Below are 18,322 nucleotides of genomic sequence, written 5' to 3' on the forward strand. Positions count from 1 at the left end.
GCGCGCGATGATCCGGGTGCTGATCGCCGACGACGAGCCGATGATGCGTGCCGGGGTGCGCGCCGTCCTCGCCACCGCCGCGGACATAGACGTCGTCGCCGAGGCCGCCGACGGGCACGACGCCGTGGAACTGGTGCGACGCCACCGTCCCGCGGTTGCCGTACTCGACATCCGCATGCCGGGCCTCAACGGCATCGACGCCGCCGCGGAGATCCGCACCGCCGTGCCGGGCACCGGCGTCATCATGCTCACGACCTTCGGCGAGGACGACTACATCCTGCAGGCACTGGGCGGCGGCGCGGCCGGTTTCCTGATCAAGTCGGGCGAGCCCGAGGAACTGCTCACCGGAGTCCGTGCGGTGGCCGGGGGCGCCGCCTACCTGTCACCGCGGGTCGCGGCCCGGGTCGTCGCGCACCTCGCCGCCACGGGTGCCGGCACCCTGGCCGGCCGGCGTTCCGCCGCCCGTGACCGGGTCGCGGCCCTCACCGCCCGGGAACGAGACGTACTCGCCCTTCTCGGCGGCGGTCTGTCCAACGGTCAGATCGCCCGGCGACTGCATGTGGTGGAGGGAACGGTCAAGGCCCACGTGAGTTCCCTCCTGGCGAGGCTGGGCGTCGACAACCGGGCCGCCGCCGCGGTCGTGGCTCACGAGGCCGGCATCATCGCGCCGCAGACTCCCCAGCCGTGAGGCCGCACCCTGGGCCGCCGGCCAGAACATCAGGAGCACCGCCGCCACGACGGCGCCGCCGAGCGTCGCACCGGCGAGCACGTCGTGCGGGTAGTGCACCCCCACCAGCACGCGCAGCAGCGCGGCCGCCCCGGCCAACGGCAGCGTGACCACGGCGAGCCGGGGGCGCAGGACGGCGAGACCGACGGCCAGCCCGGCGGCCAGGGTGGCGTGGTTGCTCGGGAACGACCAGTCCCCGACGCCCGGGCACTCCGCGACCGCCTCGGCCCCGGCACCGAGCGCACGGCAGGGGCGCTCCTCGTCCACCACGAGTTTGAGCGCCTCACTTGCCGCGTAGGCCACGACGGTGCCGAGGCCGGTCAGCACGGCCCCGGCGACCCCTCGGGCGTCCTTGCGGCGCACTGCCGTCCACGCCGCCCACAGCAGCAGCGCTCCGAGGACCACGAGCGTGCCCTCGGTGGCGACTTCCAGAGCGGCCCCCGCCCATGACGGCGCGTCCGCCAACGCCCCCGTGACCGACCGGTACGCGGACGCCGAAGCCCCGCCGGTGACCTCGACGGGGCCGGGCCGGCCCAGCCCGCCGGGGGACAGCCACGCGATCACTCCTGCTCCCGTACCCAGGACGGCCGGTACGGCGAGCCACCGGCCGCCCGGGACCTTCTTTCGCGGTTCTCGTTCCATGAGCGGAAACGTAGAAGCACGCCCACCCGGACACCCGGGCCGAACGGCAGCCCCGGGCCCTGACGATCGTCGGGGTTGACAACTCGCCGAGGTCAGAGATGCATACGGCTCCGGAGGAGTGCCACGCCGTCGCCCTCGAGATCGTCGCAGTAGGCCGCGCGCCCCGTCATGGCCATCACCAGGGCCAGGGTGCGACCGGACACGAGAGGCCCGGAACCGGTCACGAACGGGCCGTCGTCCGCGACGAGCTTCAGGCCGCCGATGCGTCCCTTGGCGACGACGACGAGGTCGGAACCCTCGTAGTACTCGGCCGCCTCGGTGGCGACACCGATCGGGTGGTCGCGGTGGATGCCCAGCGGGCGCCGGATGTCCTCTCCGTGCACGATGGTCTCGCCCAGCATGGCGAGGGCGGGCAGGGGAGGCTTGGTCGTGCTCGGGACGACGCGGCGGAAACGTTCAAGGGTCTCGCCCGGGGTCGCGCCGAGCTGCTCGGCCAGCCGCACGGCCACCTGCTTGTCGAAGTCGAACCGACACCGGATCACACCCACCAGCCAGCGCACGGTGTTGAGACTCGCACCCGCCGTCAGGTGCGCCAGCACCTCACGCACCGACAAACCGGCGCAGAGCGACGGCACGGCCCACTGCTCGTCCGTCAGATCTGCGAGATCGGCCGCCAGCGCCGCTCGCTCGGTGTGGATCGCGGGCCAGACCCCGGTCTCGCGATGAGGGTCTGCCGTCGGTGCCGGATCGGTCATGTGGTCTGGGCTCCTGTCAAGGTCGCTCTCTGTGTCCCCTGGCCCGACCAGTTGGCGTCCGGCGGAGGCGTTCTTGAAGGAGACTCCCGGTCCGGAGCGAAGTCATCGCCCCTGAGTGATCTCTTCTCGCACAGGAACCAGGACTTGTTAGTCTGCGCGCATGTCAGATCTGGGACCCGTCGCGTGGCCGCCCGCAGCGATCAGGACCGCGAGGCTCGTGCTCCGGGAGCCCGGGGCCGCGGACCGGCCGGCGTTCGTCGAGCTGCTGGCGTCGCCCGAGGTGCACACTTACCTCGGCGGTCCACGCCCCCGTGCGGAACTGGAGCGTGAGCTGCCCGGGACCCCCGAGCGATGGCCCGGGAGCTTCGTCGTCGACCTCGACGGGGAGATGATCGGCCAGGTCCTGCTCAGGCGAACGCGGGAGCACCGCTGCCCGGTTGCGGTGGGGAAGGTCGACCTCGGTTACCTGTTCCTGCCGCGGGCGTGGGGACTCGGGTACGCCGCCGAGGCGTGCGCGGCGGCACTGGACTGGCTCGACGGCGTCCTTCCGGGCGAGCCGGTGGTGCTCAACACGCAGACCGCCAACACCGCCTCGATGCGCCTGGCGGCGAAGCTGGGTTTCACCGAGGTGGAGCGGTTCCGGGCCTGGGACGCCGAGCAGTGGCTGGGCCTGCGGCCCCCGCTCACGCCGTCCGTCTGAGCCGGGCGGCGCGGGGAAGTTCAGTACTGCGCGCCCAGCCGTACGGCGGTGTGTGAAGCTTTGCCTATGACTGATCCGCGTGAAGAAGTCAGGGCGCGACTGCAGACCGACCGGCCGCACTCCGCCCGGGTCTGGAACTACCTGCTGGGAGGCAAGGACAACTATCCCGTCGACAGCGAGGCCGGCGACGTCATCCTGACGACGTTCCCGGAGTTCGCCGCCGTCGCCCGCCTGCAACGGCGGTTCCTGGCACGCGCGGTACGCTTCCTGGCCGGCGAGGCCGGTGTCCGCCAGTTCCTCGACATCGGCACCGGACTGCCCACCGCCGACAACACGCACGAGCTGGCCCAGCGCATCGCGCCCGAGAGCCGCATCGTGTACGTGGACAACGACCCCCTCGTCCTCACGCATGCCCAGGCGCTGCTCACCAGCGCGCCGGAGGGTGCCTGCGCCTACGTCGACGCCGATGTCAGGGACCCGGAGCGGATCCTGGCCGAAGCCGCCAGAACCCTGGACCTCAGCCGCCCCGTCGCGCTGACCACCCTCGGGATCATGGGGCAGATCTCCGACGCCGACCGTCCCGCGGAGCTGCTGGACACACTGATGGCGGCGCTGCCCCGGGGCAGCTATCTGGCCCTGAGCGACGGCACCGACGACAACGAGGCGCTGAACAGGGCGGTCCAGGTCTACAACGGCCAGTCGGCCAACACCTACCACCTGCGCTCCCCGCAGGAGATCGCCGCCTTCTTCACCGGACTGGACCTGGTGGAGCCCGGGGTTGTCGCCACGGCTTCCTGGCGCCCGGACGCAGGCGGGCACGAAGAGCCCACGGCCGACGTGTCCGTCTGCGGGGTCGCGGTCAAGAACTGACGCACCATGCCGCCGGCCGCAGCCGTCGCGGGGGTGCCTCGCCCGGACGGACCCATGCGTCGGCGCGTTCCCCTGGGCCGCCGAAGCACCGGGCTAGTGTCGACGGGCACGCCGCAGACCGGGGATCACCTAGTGCCCCCGCCCCGTCGCCCGTCGCCCTGTCGTCGCCGTCGTCCCGAGGGAGCGTTCAGCTTGGCCCGGAACCGTCGTCTGATCCTGAGTACCCCGTCCGAGGTCTGGAGCCTGCTGTCCGACGGACACCGCTACGGGGAATGGGTGACCGGAACCCAGCGGGTCCTCGCCGCGGACCCGCACTGGCCCCAGGTGGGCGCCCGGTTGCGCGTCCGGGTCGGGGCCGGCCCGTTGGTCCTCGACGACACCTGCGTCGTCCGCGTCTGCGAACCCGAACGCCGCCTGGAACTGGAGGCGCGGGCCGAACCGTTCGGCGCGGCCCGCATCGCCATGAAGCTGGTGCCCTGGGGCGACGCCACGCTCTTCGTACTCGACTGGCACGCCTTGCGGGGCCCGGGCATCCGGATGCACGGACTGCCCGTGGACTACCTGGTCGAGGTCCGCAACGGCATGATGCTGACCAAGCTGGCCCGGATCGCGGTCCGCGAGCACGACCGCACCCTTCAGCGGGGCTGATGCCGTCCGCGCCGGCCGAGGGGTCCACATCGAACCCGATGTCGTTGTCGCCCCAGCCGGCCGCGGCGACGGTCGCGGCCTTGACACCGGAGGCCGTCTTCCAGCCGCTCTCCCACATCACGAGAACGGCGCCGGTTCGTCCGCCATACTCGGATGACCGAACCGCGGCCGTGTCGGTGTCACGGCTGCGCGCGTCGCTCCGCGGCGTCGAACGCGGGCGCGAGCGGGGCCAGCACCGTGCGGAGCCGGTCCGCCAGCGAACCGGAGGGCACGAGCAGTCCTCCGGCGGCGAGGCTCCCGTCGGACTCCGCGCTCCCGGCAGGCCGCAGCCACCCTTCCAGCGCGATGCGCACCGCCGCGGTCACGCTTGCCGCGAGGACGCGGGGCGTGTGGGCTTCGGCGTTTCCCAGCCGTTCGGCGAGCACCGCCGTGAGAGGGAGTTCGATGCCGGCCGTCGTGTCGAGGAACGCGTCGCGCAGCGCGGTCCGGCTGGTGATCAGCAGCAGCGCCCGGTGTTCACGCTCGCCGGTGTTCGTGTACTGCTCGACCACGGCTTCGGTGACGGCCTCGGCCAGGCGTACTCCCGCGGGCCCGGCCGCGACCGCCGCGGCGATGCGCGCCTCCCGGTCCGCGGTCACGGCGGAGACGATGGCCTGCTCGCGGCTGGCGAAGTAGTTGTTGTAGGTGCGCGGCGAGACCCCGGCCGCCTCGGCGATGTCCTCGACCCGCACCTGGTCCGGTCCGCGCTCCACGGCCAGGCGCAGAGCCGCTGCGCGCAGCGCCTCGCGCGTGGCCTGCTTCTTCCGCTCCCGCAGCCCTGGTGGTGGTGTCGTCACCGTGTCAGCTTTCCATGCGCGACTGCGTGCCCGCAAACTTGCGCGCACGTAAACTTGCCCAGGCGTAAACTTGCGTGCACGCATGTTTCCTGTCAGTCTCGATCCGCCCGGACCGACGGAGAGGACAGCGGCACCATGCGAGCAAGAGGAATGACCTACGACACCGGATTCGTCGTGCACGGCCAGACGTCCCGCGAGCACTTCGACCCCGCGGTGGTCCGGCGCGAACTCGCCATCATCCGCGACGACCTGCACTGCAACGCGGTCCAGATCATCGGCGGCGACCCGGACCGCCTGGAGCTGGCCGCCGGTGCCGCCGCCGAGCTCGGCCTGGAGGTCTGGTTCTCGCCCTACCCGCTGGAACTGGACCCCGAGCCGATCCTCACGCTGTTCCGCGACTGCGCCGAGCGAGCGGAACGGCTCCGGCAGCAGGGGGCCGCCGTCGTGTTCGTCGCAGGGGTCGAACTGAGCGTGATGAACCGCGGGTTCCTGTCGGGGGACAGCCCCGAGGAGCGGGTCGAGCAGTTGATGCGCCGCCCCGAGCGGCGAGCCGAAGCGATGCGCGAACTCGGCGTGCGCGTCAACGCATTCCTCCGCGAGGCCGCGGCCACGGTCCGCGAGCACTTCCGGGGCAAACTCACCTACGCGGCCATCCAGTTCGAGCAGATCGACTGGACCCCCTTCGACATGGTGACGTACGAACTGATCCGCTCCGCGGAGGTCGCCGACCGGTTCCGGGACGCGGTGCGCACCTTGGCCCAGGGTTCCAAGCCGCTCGCCATCACCGGGTTCGGCACCGCCGCATACCGCGGTGCGGGGGACCGTGGCGGCCGGGTGCTGGAAGTGGTCGAGCACGACCCGGCGACCAGGGCCCCGGTACGGCTGACCGGCGTGTACGAGCGTGACGAGGCCGGCCAGGCCGCGTATCTGAGCGAACTGCTGGAGATCTTCGAGACCGAGGGGGTGGACAGCGCGTTCGTGTTCCTGTTCGCCCTGCCCGGCTACCCGCACCGCCCGGACGGCGACCCCAGGGACGACCTGGACCGGGCCGGCCTGGGCATCGTCAAACTCCTCGAAGGACGCCGGGGGCAGACCTGCCCCGACATGGAATGGGAACCCAAGGCCGCCTTCACGGCCGTCGCGCAGCGGTACAGACGGTGACAGTCCCAGTCGCGCGAAGCGGCTCTTAGCGCCGTTCGGGAAGAGACTAGCGGCCTGGAAAATAGGGCGCGGTCGGCTGATCCGTGGTGATAGGTAAGCGATGTGACAGAGAGTCTTGAGTACGCAGCCCTGCTGCAACTGATCGACGAGCGGTCGGCCGCGTTCCGGAGTGCGGTCGCCGCCGGGCCGAACCTTGACGCGCCGGTGCCGTCCTGCCCCGAGTGGACATTGTTCGATCTGGTGCGGCACCTGGGTACCGGCCAGCGCTGGTGGGCCGAGATCGTCGCCGCGGGCCCGGCCGAGGCTCCGCCGGCCAAGCACGCCGCGGAGGTGCCGCGCGAGCCCGAGGCGCTGCTGGCCTGGTACTCCGAGTCGAACGAGCTGCTGTTGAGGGCGCTTCGCAAGGCCGGCCCGGAGCGCGAGTGCTGGACATGGTGGGGCGCCGGTGTGTCGCCGGCGAATGCCCGGGGTGTTGCACGGCGCCGGGTGCACGAGGTGCTGGTGCACACCTACGACGCCCAGCTCGCCGCAGGCACCGTGCAGCCGATGCCGCCCGACGTCGCGATCGACGGCGTGGCCGAGTTCCTCGACACCTGCAACTCCACCCCGGCCGCCTGGCCGCACGAGGCCGCCACCATCCACTACCACGCCACCGAGGGCCGCTCCTGGCTCCTCGAGCTGGACGCCACCGGCGCCTGGCCCGCACCCCTCACGGACAGCGCCGCGCCCCCCTCCGCTTCGGCCACGGGCACGGCCGAGCAACTGCTCCTCTTCGTCTGGGGCCGTCTCACACTGAGCGACCTGAAGACCGAGGGCGACCAGCAGGTGTTCGAGCGGCTGATCGCGTGGGAGCCCGAGGAGTAGCCGGTCAGCCCGAGCCGGCGACCAAGGCCTCGCCGAGGGGGGTGCGCCGGTAGAGTACCGACCGTCCGGACCGGGCGCGGACGAGCAGACCCGCTCCCCGCAGGATGGCAAGGTGGTCGCCCACCGCGCCGGGCGCCATGGCGAGGCTCCGGGCGAGGTGACTGGTGCTGGCCGGGGCGTCCAGCGCCAACAGCAGCCGGGCTCGGGCCCGGCCGACCAGAGCGGTCAGCGCGTCCGGTGGGGGAGCGGCCTCCTGTTCGCCCCACAGGGCGGCGGTGCCGCGGGCGGGGTAGACCAGGGTCCTGGGCCAGGGGTCTTCCGTTTGGGCGGCGATGTGCCCGACGACGGCCGAAGGGATCAGCAGTAGCCCGTCGCCGGCGAGGCGGACCGTTCCGCCTCGGAAGAAGCCGATCTCGATGCCGCCCGCTTGCCAGGCGATGCCCGGGTGCAGGCTCTCGATGGTCGTGGCCCATCCGTGTTCGCCGATCACACCCACCCGGTGCACGACATCGCGCTCGCAGATCGCGCGCAGGTGCGGCCAGTCCGTGGCGAGCAGCTCGTGCCACGCCTGGTCCATCACCCTGGCGATCCTGGCGACCGCGTCCGTCGACTCCAGCACTGCGCGTACGCGCGGATCGCGGAAAAACGGGCCGGTCGCGGAGGCGGCGATTTCGTGCCGGGCCGCCTCCAGAGGCGTGGCCCGGATCATGGCCAGGTCGTCTGCCCAGGTCTGGTTGAGGCCGCGCGGGGGCGGAGCGACGAAGTTCGGTCCGGACTGCGGGGTCTGCAGGGCGAGGGCGGCGTTCAGCTCGGTCTCGCGGCGAAGGCGTTCAAAGGCAGGCCGGAGCCGGGCGGCCCAGGCTCGCGGCAGCGGCCGGTCCTGGCCGGCGAGCGAGCGCAGCAGGAGGCAGAGGTCCAGCGCGGGCGACAGTGCGAAGCGGCTGCGCAGCAGATCCTCAACCGAGACTTCGAAGCGCAGCACGCGGCCATGCTACCGCGGGACGTCGCTCCGATTCGTCCAGCGACGAATCATTGGTGAGCCCTCTGCGCGCGCGGCGAGGCTGGCGTCATGACCCCGACCGCCGAGCCCGCGAAGGACCACGCCCGTGCCACCTACCGGGAGGTGCTGGCCGAGCCGCGATTCAGGCTGCTGTTCTCGACCCGCACCGTCGCGATCACTGCGGGCGCACTGCGGATCACCACGTTCTCGGTGCTGGTCTTCGCCGCCACGGGCTCCGCGCTGTTGAGCGCACTGGCCTTCGGTATCGGTTTTCTCCCGCAGCTGTTCGGCTCGCTCCTGCTGGGCTCACTGGCCGACCGGCTGCCGCCCCGCGCGCTCATCGCCGGCGGCTACGCCCTGGAGTGCGCCGCCGCCCTGCTGCTCGCCCTGGTGCGGATGCCGATCGCGGCAAGCCTCGGTGTCATGGCGCTGGTCGCCCTCGCCACACCGGTGTTCGGCGGCGCGTCGAGTCGGCTGGTCGCGCAGTGGCTGGAGGGCGACGCCTATGTGCTCGGCCGTTCACTGAACAATGTCGCCTCCTCCGGCGCGCAGTTGTTCGGCCTGGCGCTGGGAGGTGCGGTCGTCGCGGTACTCGGCGCGCACCGGGCGCTCGCGCTGAGCGCCGCCCTCTACCTCGGCTGCGCGCTCGCTGTCCGCATCCGGCTGCCCCGGCTGGAGCCGGCAGTGTCCGGCGGCCCGCCCGGCAGGGCTCGGGGCGACGGCGGTGCCGTCCGGGCAAGCGTGCACGGTGCCGGGCTGCTGCTGCGGGGACGCGCGGTGCGACGGCTGATGCTGGCCCAGTGGCTGCCGCCCGCGTTCGTCGCGGGAGCGGAAGGTCTGATCGTCGCCTATGCGGGAGGACACCACTTCGCGCCCGGCTGGTACGCGGTGCTGATGGGCTGTCTGCCGGTCGGCATGCTGGTCGGTGACCTGCTGGTGGGCCGACTGCTACGGCCGTCCGCCCGGGAGCGGCTGGTGGTCCCGTTGACCGTGCTGACGGGACTGCCGCTGATCGGCTTCGCCACCGAGCCCGGGGAGGGCGTCTCGTCCTGTCTGCTGCTGCTCTGCGGCTTCGGTTTCGCCTACGGCCTGGGCCTGCAACGGCCGTTCCTGGACGCCCTGCCGCCGGACGGCCAGGGCCAGGCCTTCGGTCTGCTCGGTTCCGGCAGCATGACGCTGCAGGGCGTCGGGCCGGCCTGCTTCGGCTCGGCGGCCGCAGGCATCGGAACAGGCGGCGCGATGGCCCTGGCGGGCGGCGCGGCGGTGCTCACCGCCGGCTGGATCCACACCTGGTACGCCTGCGCATCGACTGTCATGGGTCGGGTCGCCGGACCACGTACGGGATCCTGAGCATACGAACAGCTCATGGAAGGTTCATGCCGCATGATCGATGAATTCGCGAAGAACAACCTGCACGGGAGACTGCGGCGGGACCGCGAGGCGCTGCTGTGGAAACTCGACGGCCTGTCCGAGTACGACGCCCGCAGACCCCTGACGGCGACCGGGACCAACCTCCTCGGCCTCGTCAAACACGTCGCGACCGTCGAGGCCAGGTACTTCGGCGAGGTCTTCGGCCGCCCCTGCCCGGAACCGCTGTGCCGGTGGCAGGACTCCGACGGCAGTGACCAGTGGGCGGCCGCGGACGAGACCCGCGATCAGATCATCGGGTTCTACCGGCGCACGTGGCAGCACTCGGACGCGACGATCAACGAGCTTCCCCTCGACGCCCCCGGCCACGTGCCGTGGTGGCCGGAGCCCTGGTCCAACACCAACCTGTTCGCCGTCATCGTCCACGTCCTCGGCGAGTCCGTCCGGCACACCGGGCAGGCCGACATCCTGCGCGAGGGCCTCGACGGCCGGACCGGCCTGCGCGCCGAACACGAGGAGAAGATCGACGACGAAGCCCGCGCCGCCCACCGCGCGAGGATCGAACAGGCCGCAAGGTCGGCCGCCACACTCAAGGCCTGACGTCGCCCGCCACCGCCCATCGCCGTTGGGCTACCGGGGACCTCCCGCGCCAGGCGGGTCAGAGCGAGTTCAGGCAGCCGATCCACGCACCGTGCCTGACCGGGGACGGCGTCACGGGTCACGGGTAGCTACGCAGCAACGCGGCGACCCCCTCCCGGTTCTCCGGCAGCCCGGCCGCGCGGAACCACAACCAATTGCCGCCGATGCTGCCCGTCGCCTCGTCGGTGTCCACGAACGCCCGCAGCAGCGCGCGTTGGGCCGAGGTGAGCGAGTGGGTCGGGTCGTAGCCACCGGGGAAGGCCCTGAACAGGATCGGCCCGCTTTCGTGGTCGACGACGGATCCGCGGCCGGCGGCCACCATGGCGATGGTCACCGGTGCCACCTCATCGAACGACGCGGCCAGATCGAGCGCGGAACGCAGCACGGTGAACCGGAACCGCCCGTCGACCCCACGCAGCGGCTCGGGGAACCATCCGTCTGTCCTTCGGGGGTTCCGCAGCGCGTCGAGGAGCACGGCGAGAGCGCGGGGCCGGTCGACTCGGACGGGACCGAGCGCGGCGCAGACCCGCACGGCCGGGTCGGAGTCGGCGAGCAGGTCGGAGGTGTCCATTCCCCAACGGCTCAGTGCCCGCGCCACGGCGGCTCGTTCCCGCCGGCCCGTCATGGTGCCCAGCCGGTCCCGCAGCAGCGCGGCGGCGCGCGGTACCCGGTCGGCGAGGGCCGGGGCCGAAAGGAGCGGAATCGCGACGCCGAGCGCGGACTCACAGATGTGGGGGTCGAGGGAGGAGAGGAACGGCTCGACGGCGTCGTACAGGGCGGGACGGATGTCCCGGCACGCTCGCAGTGCCGCGAGCTCGTCGGGGCCGCGCTCGCCTCGCGCGTCCTCGTGCCAGGGCTGCCACTCCCAGTTGGCTCGGTCCCGCGCCGGATCCTCCCCGTAGGCAGCCGACTCGGCCACCTGGCCCAGCCAGTCGAGCAGGGCGGCCCGCAAGCTGCGCGGCGCCCCGTCGTCCCACGGGAAGTGTCCCTCGTGCTCGGCGAGGCACAGGGGATGGTCGAGGATCGCGGCGACGAACAGCGCCGCCGGCGCGGTGACCGTGTACAGAGAGCCCTGATGCAGCACGCCCATGTCCAACACGGCCAACGCCTCGGACCGCACCTCGGCATCCTGGTCCACGAGGGAGCACAGGGAGACGGGTATGTCCTCGCCGGAGCCGTAGGCGTGCCGGTGGGAAGCCCAGTCCGTCTCCAACAGCAGTTCTCGAGCCGCTGCCGGCAACCCGCTGAGGATCCGTGTCATGCGGGCACGCTCACTGTTCGTCATGCACGCACCCTGCCAGGACCCACTGACAACGCCCGTCTCGTGCGCGGGGACGCGGCCGGTGCCGCCGTCCGCCGGCGGGAGGCCCGTCAGCTGTAAGCCCCCCACCTGCGGCCCAGGGTGTCGTACATGTACCGCGGCAGGCCCTCGATGGCGGTGGTGCGGAACGGGCGGCCGTCGTCGTCGATGCGCACGGTGCCCGTACGGCCCTGGGAGGACCAGTCCAGCTCCAGGTACCAGCGGCAGTCGCACGAGCCGGCCGTGGCCGTGACCAGCAGGACCTCGGGGTCCTTCGCCGAGACGCGGTAGGGCATGCGCACGGCCGGGATCGGCGTGCCGGAGTCGTTCCCGGCGACCGCGCGGGCGATGGGGCGGTCCTTGTCCAGGTCCACGGCGAAGGACCGGGGAGTGATCGAGCCGCCGCAGCCCTGGTCCATGGCGTAGGCGTTGCCCTCGACCGGAGCCGCACGGCCGGTCACCCGCACGCGCAGAGCCTCCAGTACGACGGCGGTGTCGCTGCGCCCCTGCACCGACAACTGCACGAGCGTCTCTTTGCCGTGCACCGCGTTCTGCGTCGCCGCCCAGGGTGCCGCGTCCTGCGGAGCAGGGGGAGGGGGGACCTGGCTCGGTGGCTTGGCGATGACGTAGTCGTGGCCGCAGCCGAGTTTCCAGGCCTGGGAGTTGACGGACCAGGTGAGCGGCAGCCCGGCCGGCTGTTCGCCGGGGGACGGGGCGGTGGTCGTTCCGTGCGGACGGGAGGTGCCTGGCTGCTGTTTCGGGGCGGCGGGGCCGCGCGGCTGCTCGGAGGTGTCGGCGGTGGGGGAGTCGCGCGGACTGGGCGACGCGTCCCGTGTCTCGGACGCTCGGGCCGTGGCCGTGCCGGACGCCGTCGGGCCGGAGACGTGTCCGGGACCGTCGGCGGACGCCCGTTGTCCGTCCGGCACTGCGGACAATGCGGACAGTGCTCCGAGCGTTGCGAGTACGGCACAGACACAGGCCGTCCCCGCAACGAGCGGCCTACGGCGGTACCAGGGGTGGCGCGGGGGCGGAGGCGTGGAGCCCGTTTCGGCGGCGCCGGGCGTGCCCTGCCCCGGTTCCGCCGTGCGGGGCCGGTGGCGGGCCGCTACGGCCAGCAGCCAACGGCGGTGGAGTTCGAGGCGTTGACCCGAGGTCGCCCCGCACAGGGCGGCGAAGCGCTCCACGGGAGCGAAGTCGAGCGGCACCGTGTCACCGGCGCAGTAGCGGTGCAGCGTCGAGGTGTTCATGCCCAGACGGCGTGCCAGCGAGCCGTAGCTGCGGTCCGTGTGCTCTTTGAGCTCCCTGAGCAGCGCCGCGAACTCGGCGACCTCGTCGGTGCTGTCGCCGTCGTGCTGTGTCGGCACCGGTCTCCCCGTCCTCGTAAGGCCCCTGTCCAGCCCGGGACGGCATCCCAGGCATCCCATGTACCTGCACGTCAGACGGGCTGGGATGGTTCCACCGTGCGGGACGGGCCGTCGGCTGTTGCGCCCGCCCCCTGTGTCCGTCGATGCTCTTGGTGCCGCACCGACCAGGCCCGGGGCCGACCCAGCAGGCATCCCTGCGGCACTCACGTTCCATGCTTCCGTCCACGGGGGGAACACCCATGTCCCTGCACCTCCCAGCAAGCGCGCTCCGCGCACTCACCGTCACCGCCCTCGCGGCGGGCGCGGTCCTGACGGCACCGGCCGCCGGCGCCACTCCGAAGGACGCCGCGCCCACGTTGTCCGCTGCTCCCACGTTGGCCGCCACGCCCGCGTTCCTGTCGGCGTCCCAGCTGCCGCCGCACCCGACGTCGTCCTGGACCGCCGGGCCGGTCACCGACGGCTTCCCGGACGAACTCGGCCTGTGCGTGAGCACGGAGGGCGTGCCCGGCCACGACTACCGGCACCGCCGGTTCTGGACCGACCTGGACGCCGGCGCCGTGCAGTTGACCGTCGTCGCGGGCACATCCGCCCAGGCCAAGGCGCTGGCGCAGCACTACGACGACCTGATCCGCACCTGCGCCGAGCGCATCGAGGAGTCCTCGCCCGACGTCGAGGCCGAGGGCCGCAACTACGGCACACTGCCGGTCGAGGAGGGCGCCCGCGTCCGGGGCCTGCACACCGAGACGTCCTGGGGCGCCACCGACGTCGCTCTGCTGTCGGTCGGGCGGGACGGCAGGACCGTCACCGTCGTGAAGTGGGGACAGATGGGCGACTTCCAGGATGCGCCGGTGGCCGCCTTCAAGAAGACCACGCGCACGGCCGTCAACAAGCTGTACTGACCGGGCGGCCACCGGAAAGAGCCGGGGCCGTCCTCCCGCCACGGGGGTCGGGAGGACGGCCCCCGTACCGGCAGGCTGCCGGGGCGTGCGCTGCGTCGGACCCCGGCACGGGCGAGCGTGTCGGGGTCCGACTGCTCAGGGCGGGGCAATGGTCAGTGGCGCGGATCGGATTACCGGGAGCGCAGCTTGGCCAGGAACCCCTGGGCGTAGGCGTTCACGGACGGCCCCGCCTGGGCGTGGTCGAGACGAATGCCTGGGCGAACGCGTCATGCGCGTCGAGACCGGCCAGGCCGCCTCGTTCTCCACGATGACCCCGCACGCCCTCCGCAGCGACCACGGCCCCGCCGGGATCCTGGTCATCCTCGACCACAACGGCGAACGCAGCCACCTCTCACTCCGCCCCTCCTGATCCGGCTGCCAACAGTCCGGGCCCGAAAGCTGACGAGGCGCTCCTCGGCGGTCTGCCACTGTCAGTGGCGGCTGCGAAGCTGGCGGGATGATCCCTTGGAACCTGCTGGACATCGACAAAGGCCTGCGCGCCAGTTGGGCCGCCGACACCTGTTCTCCGGACGACCTCGCTCGCCGCAACTGGGAGCCCGGCAACCCTGCGTGGGGCCACTGTGACATCACCGCTCTGATCGTGAACGACATCTTGGGTGGCGACCTCATGGTCGGGGAGGTCCACTGCGGCGGGGAACAACAGGGCTTCCACTGGTGGAACCGGCTGCCCAGCGGTGTGGAACTCGACCTGACGCGCGAGCAGTTCAAGGACGGCCAGACCGTCACCGCAGCCCGGGTCGTCGAGCGCCCGCCGGGGCCTCTGCCCCGGCGCTGGGAGGAGTACCTCCTCCTGCGCCAGCGCGTCATCAAGTACCTCGGTCACCTCCCTGAGCCTGCCGTCTGACCGAGCGGGGAGAAGGTGTGTGGCCACCTGCCCGGCCATCCCGTAGGGGCAGGCCAGGCGTGGGGTGGCTGTCCCTACTCGGCCGCATGGACGAGCCGACGCAGGGCCGGCCACTCCTCGGTGAGCCATGAAATTCGCTCGACCTGGTCCCCTCCAGAAGAGATCTTTAGGCATGGAGTTCCTCTGCTACCACCGCGACCGGCCCGCCTCCCTCTCACTGCGCTACGAGCTGGGGGAAGCGCATTGGTCCTACATGGACCAGTACGCGAAGGAGATGATCGCCCGGGGCCCGACTCTCGCGGACGACGGCGAGACACTCACCGGGAGCGTGCACATCCTCGACCTGCCCGATCCCGCCGCCGCCCGCGCGTTCGCCTTCGACGAGCCGAACTACCAGGCCGGCGCCTACCGGGACGTGCTGCTACGACGGTGGCGCAACACGCTGGGACGCACCATGTGGGAGCTCCCCGGCGGCCGGACCGGCGGCAACCGGTACCTGGTGATCGGCCTCGGCACCGGACAGGCCGCCGACCTCGAAGTGCCGCAGGACCGGAACGAGCTGATCGCCTACGGACCGCTGCTGTCCGACAACGGCGAGACCTGGCTGGGCACCGCGGCGCTGGTCCGAGCGCCCGACGCGGACACCGCACGCGCCATCCTGACCCCGGACCGGTACGCCGACATCGAGGTGCACAACTGGCAGTTCGGCGGGCGCCCGTCCTAGATCATGCCTCTCCCAACTCTTGCGGGCGGGCCCGGAAGCGCGGGGCTCCGCCGATGCCACCTGCCACACGCGCCGCCTGAACCCCGGCCCCGGCGCGCTGCATTGCTCGGTGGGGCCACACCCTCGACCTCGCCCGCCACGGCTACACCGGTCTGTTGGGATGCGGCACGGGCTACTGCCCGGCCGAGCTGCGCGGCCAGGTGCCGAGGATGGTCACGATCGACCCGGGCGTGCAGACCTGGACGTTGAGGGCCTTCTGCCCGATCTCCGAACTGGGCGAAGTGCGCTGTCCGTGCCCGCTGCGCGGAGGTCAGTGGCGGGGGAGTACGCCCAGGAGGGTCGCGGTCAGGGCCGGCTTCAAGGAGTCCTTGAGCTCCAGGTGGAAGCGGGCCAGGTCGGGCTCGGCCTCGTAAGCCGCCTGCAGGCTGGGTGGGGGTGTGCTGTATGCCGACAGCGCGCCGGCCATGACCATGGTTTGCAGGCTGAACAGCGTGGCGTTCTCGCCCAGCTCGGGCAGGTGCTTCCGGATCAGGCCGGTCATGGTGGTGAGGCGGTCCAGGGAGGCGCGCTTGTAGCGGGCTACGACCTCGACGGAGACGTTGTGTTCCAGGACGCCGCCCTGTGCGCCGAAGAGGTCGCACAGCACCACTCGGTCGGAGAGCGACCGGCTGAGAACCTCGGCCACCGCTGTCGCCCGCTCGGCCATGGGAAGGTTCTCGTCGCCCCCCGCTGCCAACTCGCCTGCCAGATCCGTCAGCCACTCCTGCAGGAAGCGGTCCAGCAGCTCCAGCAGCACCGCCTCACGAGACTCGAAGTAGCGGAGCACGTTCGGCTTCGCCAGCCCCACCCGGCGGCTGAGCTCGTTCAAGGTGACCGCGGCCACAGGCATCTCGTCGAGCATCGCCGAGGCCGCGTCGAGGATCGCGCGTCGGCGGATCTCCCGCTATGCAAGATACCTCCGGTACGTAATCAATGGGAGCCCGGCATGAGTGAAAAATGGACGACGGCAAACATCCCGGACCAACGCGGGCGCGTGGCCCTGGTGACCGGGGCCAACACCGGACTGGGCTACGAGACCGCCAAGGCGCTCGCCGAGCGCGGGGCCTCCGTGGTGCTCGCCGTGCGCAGTATCGAGAAGGGTGAACAGGCCGCGGCCCGCATGACCGGCGACGTGACCGTACAAGCGCTCGACCTGACCTCGCTCGACTCCGTCCGCAGCGCCGCGGCGGCGCTGCGGTCCCGACTCGACCGGCTCGACCTGTTGATCAACAACGCCGGCGTGATGTACACCCCCAAGCAGGTCACCCAGGACGGTTTCGAGTCGCAGTTCGGCACCAACCACCTGGGCCACTTCGCGCTCACCGGGCTGCTGCTGGACCTGATGCTGCCGGTGCCCGGCTCGCGCGTGGTGACGGTCAGCAGCACCGGCCACCGCATCCGAGCCACGATCCACTTCGACGACCTGCAATGGGAGCACTCATACAGCCGCGTCGCCGCCTATGGTCAGTCCAAGCTGGCCAACCTCATGTTCACCTACGAGCTGCAGCGCCGGCTCGCCACGCGTGGCACGATCGTCGCGGTGGCCGCACACCCCGGAATGTCGAGCACCGAGCTGGCCCGCAACACCCCCGCGGCCCTCAGGCTCCCGCTCACCTGGCTCGCGCCGCTGATCACCCAGACACCGGCGATGGGCGCGCTGCCGACCCTGCGCGCCGCCACCGACCCCGCCACGCTCGGCGGGCAGTACTACGGCCCCGGCGGACGCTACGAGGTCAAGGGCCACCCGCAGCCGGTCACCTCCAGTGCGGAGTCGTACGAGGCAGCCGTCCAGCAGCGGCTCTGGGCCGCTTCCGAAGACCTCACCGGGGTGAAGTTCCCCATCGCTCAGTCCGAGGAGAGCCCGCGTCCCTCCGGACCGGCCGCCGCGGTGTGAACGTCAGGCTTCGCGCACGAGAAGGTCGTGCGCGGATTCACGGAAGTGGGCGACGAGCGGGTTGGCGTCCGCGAGTCGAGTGGCGACCACCACCTGGCAGGGCTCCACTCCCTCGACGGGGACGGTGGAGAGGTCGTCGCGGAGTGTGCAGCGCCGGTCGTCGGCCGGCACGAGGGCGATGGCCCGGCCGTCGGCGACGACTTCCAGCTTGTCCTCGAAGGTGTCGACGAGCATCGGACCGAGCGGAGCCGAGCTGCCGTCCGGACGCGGGTCGAGCCGCCAGAACCCGGTCCACAGCGCCGCCATACCGGCGCAGGCGACGAGGGGCTCGTCGGTGAAGTCGTCCGGGGTGACCGACTTCTTGCGGGCGAGACGGTGGAAGGCGGGCACGAGCAGCGCCCGGGGCTCGTCGTAGAGGACGGTCACGTCCAGGCCGTCGCCCGGGATCGGCAGCGGCGTGCGCAGGACGAGCGCGTCGACCCGCCCCTCGGGCAGGGCGCGGGCTTCGTCCCAGTCCAGGTGAAGGGTGCGGACGTGGGCGTCGGGGTGACGGCGGCGCAGGTCCCGCACTGCGGGGGTGATGACGAGGTCCTCCACGTAGCCGATGGTGACCGTACGGGGCGGCGCGGCGGCGCGTGCGCTGAGCACTGCCCGGTGCGCCGTGTGCAGGAGGGTCTGGGCCTGCGGGAGGAAGGCCGCGCCGGCGGCGGTGAGGCGACTGCCCTGAGTTGTGCGCTCCAGCAGGCGCACACCGAGAGCGTCTTCGAGTCGCTGGATCTGGCGGCTCAGGGAGGGCTGGGCAACGTGGAGCGCGGCGGCCGCCCGCGCGAAGTTCAGATGCTCGGCGACGACCGCGAAGTACCGCACCAGTCTCAGATCCAGGTCAGGGCCAGGGTTGCGCACGATCGAGGGCAGGACTTCGTCGGACATACCGACAGCCTACCCGTCATGCAGATTCTGCATGACGGGGTGCAGAACGGGTCTTGGA

General features: G+C 71.8%; 20 protein-coding genes and 1 pseudogene. 13 read left to right on the forward strand and 8 right to left on the reverse strand.

All coding sequences use genetic code 11. The annotated features are described in order from the left end of the window. Nucleotides 1–7: 7 nt before the first annotated feature. Nucleotides 8–688 (forward strand): response regulator, encoded by a 681-nt coding sequence (locus ACFV9J_RS19315; RefSeq protein ID WP_385355838.1) that lies wholly within the window; start codon nt 8–10, stop codon nt 686–688. A gap of 33 nt (nt 689–721) precedes the next feature. Here the strand turns inward: ACFV9J_RS19315 and ACFV9J_RS19320 are convergent. Together ACFV9J_RS19320 and ACFV9J_RS19325 are read right to left on the reverse strand one after the other, a co-directional pair. Continuing rightward, nucleotides 722–1,369, reverse strand: a pseudogene (locus tag ACFV9J_RS19320) (phosphatase PAP2 family protein); the annotation flags it as partial. A 92-nt stretch (nt 1,370–1,461) separates the two neighbouring features. Then, a complete protein-coding gene (locus ACFV9J_RS19325) occupies nt 1,462–2,124 on the reverse strand; it encodes a maleylpyruvate isomerase family mycothiol-dependent enzyme (RefSeq protein WP_385355839.1) in 663 nt (220 codons plus the stop codon). A gap of 160 nt (nt 2,125–2,284) precedes the next feature. Here ACFV9J_RS19325 and ACFV9J_RS19330 point away from each other — a divergent pair, with 160 nt between their 5' ends. The 3 genes from ACFV9J_RS19330 to ACFV9J_RS19340 all read left to right on the forward strand — a co-directional run bounded on the left by ACFV9J_RS19330 (nt 2,285) and on the right by ACFV9J_RS19340 (nt 4,342). Then, nucleotides 2,285–2,824, forward strand: coding sequence for a GNAT family N-acetyltransferase (locus ACFV9J_RS19330; protein WP_385355840.1), 540 nt, complete (start codon nt 2,285–2,287; stop codon nt 2,822–2,824). Between the two features lie 66 nt (nt 2,825–2,890). After that, nucleotides 2,891–3,694 carry an SAM-dependent methyltransferase gene (locus tag ACFV9J_RS19335; protein ID WP_385355841.1) on the forward strand — a complete coding sequence of 268 codons (804 nt, stop codon included), beginning with the start codon at nt 2,891–2,893 and terminating at the stop codon, nt 3,692–3,694. 192 nt (nt 3,695–3,886) lie between these two features. Continuing rightward, a complete protein-coding gene (locus tag ACFV9J_RS19340) occupies nt 3,887–4,342 on the forward strand; it encodes an SRPBCC family protein (protein ID WP_385355842.1) in 456 nt (151 codons plus the stop codon). A gap of 179 nt (nt 4,343–4,521) precedes the next feature. Here ACFV9J_RS19340 and ACFV9J_RS19345 read toward each other — a convergent pair whose 3' ends face one another. After that, nucleotides 4,522–5,178 (reverse strand): TetR/AcrR family transcriptional regulator, encoded by a 657-nt coding sequence (locus ACFV9J_RS19345; RefSeq protein WP_385355843.1) that lies wholly within the window; start codon nt 5,176–5,178, stop codon nt 4,522–4,524. Nucleotides 5,179–5,328: 150 nt separating this feature from the next. Here ACFV9J_RS19345 and ACFV9J_RS19350 point away from each other — a divergent pair, with 150 nt between their 5' ends. Next, nucleotides 5,329–6,339, forward strand: a complete 1,011-nt coding sequence (locus ACFV9J_RS19350) for a hypothetical protein (protein ID WP_385355893.1) — start codon at nt 5,329–5,331, stop codon at nt 6,337–6,339. Between the two features lie 102 nt (nt 6,340–6,441). Continuing rightward, nucleotides 6,442–7,203, forward strand: coding sequence for a maleylpyruvate isomerase family mycothiol-dependent enzyme (locus ACFV9J_RS19355; protein ID WP_385355844.1), 762 nt, complete (start codon nt 6,442–6,444; stop codon nt 7,201–7,203). A 4-nt stretch (nt 7,204–7,207) separates the two neighbouring features. Here ACFV9J_RS19355 and ACFV9J_RS19360 read toward each other — a convergent pair whose 3' ends face one another. Next, a complete protein-coding gene (locus tag ACFV9J_RS19360) occupies nt 7,208–8,185 on the reverse strand; it encodes a winged helix-turn-helix domain-containing protein (protein WP_385355845.1) in 978 nt (325 codons plus the stop codon). 87 nt (nt 8,186–8,272) lie between these two features. Between ACFV9J_RS19360 and ACFV9J_RS19365 the strand changes: the two genes are divergently transcribed. After that, complete coding sequence (locus ACFV9J_RS19365; RefSeq protein WP_385355846.1) at nt 8,273–9,553, forward strand: MFS transporter; 1,281 nt, start codon at nt 8,273–8,275, stop codon at nt 9,551–9,553. 33 nt (nt 9,554–9,586) lie between these two features. Continuing rightward, nucleotides 9,587–10,171, forward strand: coding sequence for a DinB family protein (locus tag ACFV9J_RS19370; RefSeq protein ID WP_385355847.1), 585 nt, complete (start codon nt 9,587–9,589; stop codon nt 10,169–10,171). A gap of 118 nt (nt 10,172–10,289) precedes the next feature. Here the strand turns inward: ACFV9J_RS19370 and ACFV9J_RS19375 are convergent, their stop codons facing one another. Continuing rightward, complete coding sequence (locus ACFV9J_RS19375; RefSeq protein ID WP_385355848.1) at nt 10,290–11,495, reverse strand: hypothetical protein; 1,206 nt, start codon at nt 11,493–11,495, stop codon at nt 10,290–10,292. Between the two features lie 86 nt (nt 11,496–11,581). Further along, complete coding sequence (locus ACFV9J_RS19380; RefSeq protein WP_385355849.1) at nt 11,582–12,934, reverse strand: helix-turn-helix domain-containing protein; 1,353 nt, start codon at nt 12,932–12,934, stop codon at nt 11,582–11,584. A 179-nt stretch (nt 12,935–13,113) separates the two neighbouring features. Between ACFV9J_RS19380 and ACFV9J_RS19385 the strand changes: the two genes are divergently transcribed. From ACFV9J_RS19385 to ACFV9J_RS19400, 4 genes are all read left to right on the forward strand, one after another. Further along, nucleotides 13,114–13,773 carry a hypothetical protein gene (locus tag ACFV9J_RS19385; RefSeq protein WP_385355850.1) on the forward strand — a complete coding sequence of 220 codons (660 nt, stop codon included), beginning with the start codon at nt 13,114–13,116 and terminating at the stop codon, nt 13,771–13,773. A gap of 268 nt (nt 13,774–14,041) precedes the next feature. Then, nucleotides 14,042–14,182, forward strand: coding sequence for a hypothetical protein (locus ACFV9J_RS19390; RefSeq protein WP_385355851.1), 141 nt, complete (start codon nt 14,042–14,044; stop codon nt 14,180–14,182). Between the two features lie 87 nt (nt 14,183–14,269). After that, entirely contained in the window at nt 14,270–14,677 is a 408-nt protein-coding gene (locus ACFV9J_RS19395) for a hypothetical protein (RefSeq protein ID WP_385355852.1), read from the forward strand. 172 nt (nt 14,678–14,849) lie between these two features. Then, on the forward strand, nt 14,850–15,401 hold the full coding sequence (locus ACFV9J_RS19400; protein WP_385355853.1) for a YciI family protein: 552 nt from the start codon (nt 14,850–14,852) through the stop codon (nt 15,399–15,401). Between the two features lie 310 nt (nt 15,402–15,711). On the opposite strand, the gene ACFV9J_RS19405 is transcribed toward ACFV9J_RS19400, so the two are convergent. After that, a complete protein-coding gene (locus ACFV9J_RS19405; protein ID WP_385355895.1) occupies nt 15,712–16,338 on the reverse strand; it encodes a TetR family transcriptional regulator in 627 nt (208 codons plus the stop codon). 48 nt (nt 16,339–16,386) lie between these two features. On the opposite strand from ACFV9J_RS19405, the gene ACFV9J_RS19410 reads away from it, so the two are divergent. Beyond that, a complete protein-coding gene (locus ACFV9J_RS19410) occupies nt 16,387–17,334 on the forward strand; it encodes an SDR family NAD(P)-dependent oxidoreductase (RefSeq protein WP_385355855.1) in 948 nt (315 codons plus the stop codon). A gap of 3 nt (nt 17,335–17,337) precedes the next feature. Here ACFV9J_RS19410 and ACFV9J_RS19415 read toward each other — a convergent pair whose 3' ends face one another. Continuing rightward, nucleotides 17,338–18,264: a LysR family transcriptional regulator gene (locus ACFV9J_RS19415; protein WP_385355856.1), complete on the reverse strand. Its 927-nt coding sequence runs from the start codon at nt 18,262–18,264 to the stop codon at nt 17,338–17,340. Nucleotides 18,265–18,322: the final 58 nt, after the last annotated feature.

This window comes from Streptomyces sp. NPDC059906 (assembly GCF_042730645.1).
Classification (GTDB): domain Bacteria; phylum Actinomycetota; class Actinomycetes; order Streptomycetales; family Streptomycetaceae; genus Streptomyces; species Streptomyces rubrogriseus.

What these genes read in the sequence shown, in the direction of transcription:
- ACFV9J_RS19390 (WP_385355851.1), top strand. Translation starts at nt 14,042, where the DNA reads ATGCGCGTCGAGACCGGCCAGGCCGCCTCGTTCTCCACGATGACCCCG.
- ACFV9J_RS19315 (WP_385355838.1), top strand. Translation starts at nt 8, where the DNA reads ATGATCCGGGTGCTGATCGCCGACGACGAGCCGATGATGCGTGCCGGG.
- ACFV9J_RS19415 (WP_385355856.1), bottom strand. Translation starts at nt 18,264, where the DNA reads ATGTCCGACGAAGTCCTGCCCTCGATCGTGCGCAACCCTGGCCCTGAC.
- ACFV9J_RS19365 (WP_385355846.1), top strand. Translation starts at nt 8,273, where the DNA reads ATGACCCCGACCGCCGAGCCCGCGAAGGACCACGCCCGTGCCACCTAC.
- ACFV9J_RS19335 (WP_385355841.1), top strand. Translation starts at nt 2,891, where the DNA reads ATGACTGATCCGCGTGAAGAAGTCAGGGCGCGACTGCAGACCGACCGG.
- ACFV9J_RS19330 (WP_385355840.1), top strand. Translation starts at nt 2,285, where the DNA reads ATGTCAGATCTGGGACCCGTCGCGTGGCCGCCCGCAGCGATCAGGACC.
- ACFV9J_RS19380 (WP_385355849.1), bottom strand. Translation starts at nt 12,934, where the DNA reads ATGGGATGCCTGGGATGCCGTCCCGGGCTGGACAGGGGCCTTACGAGG.
- ACFV9J_RS19395 (WP_385355852.1), top strand. Translation starts at nt 14,270, where the DNA reads ATGATCCCTTGGAACCTGCTGGACATCGACAAAGGCCTGCGCGCCAGT.
- ACFV9J_RS19370 (WP_385355847.1), top strand. Translation starts at nt 9,587, where the DNA reads ATGATCGATGAATTCGCGAAGAACAACCTGCACGGGAGACTGCGGCGG.
- ACFV9J_RS19410 (WP_385355855.1), top strand. Translation starts at nt 16,387, where the DNA reads ATGAGTGAAAAATGGACGACGGCAAACATCCCGGACCAACGCGGGCGC.
- ACFV9J_RS19375 (WP_385355848.1), bottom strand. Translation starts at nt 11,495, where the DNA reads ATGACGAACAGTGAGCGTGCCCGCATGACACGGATCCTCAGCGGGTTG.
- ACFV9J_RS19400 (WP_385355853.1), top strand. Translation starts at nt 14,850, where the DNA reads ATGGAGTTCCTCTGCTACCACCGCGACCGGCCCGCCTCCCTCTCACTG.
- ACFV9J_RS19350 (WP_385355893.1), top strand. Translation starts at nt 5,329, where the DNA reads ATGACCTACGACACCGGATTCGTCGTGCACGGCCAGACGTCCCGCGAG.
- ACFV9J_RS19385 (WP_385355850.1), top strand. Translation starts at nt 13,114, where the DNA reads ATGTCCCTGCACCTCCCAGCAAGCGCGCTCCGCGCACTCACCGTCACC.
- ACFV9J_RS19325 (WP_385355839.1), bottom strand. Translation starts at nt 2,124, where the DNA reads ATGACCGATCCGGCACCGACGGCAGACCCTCATCGCGAGACCGGGGTC.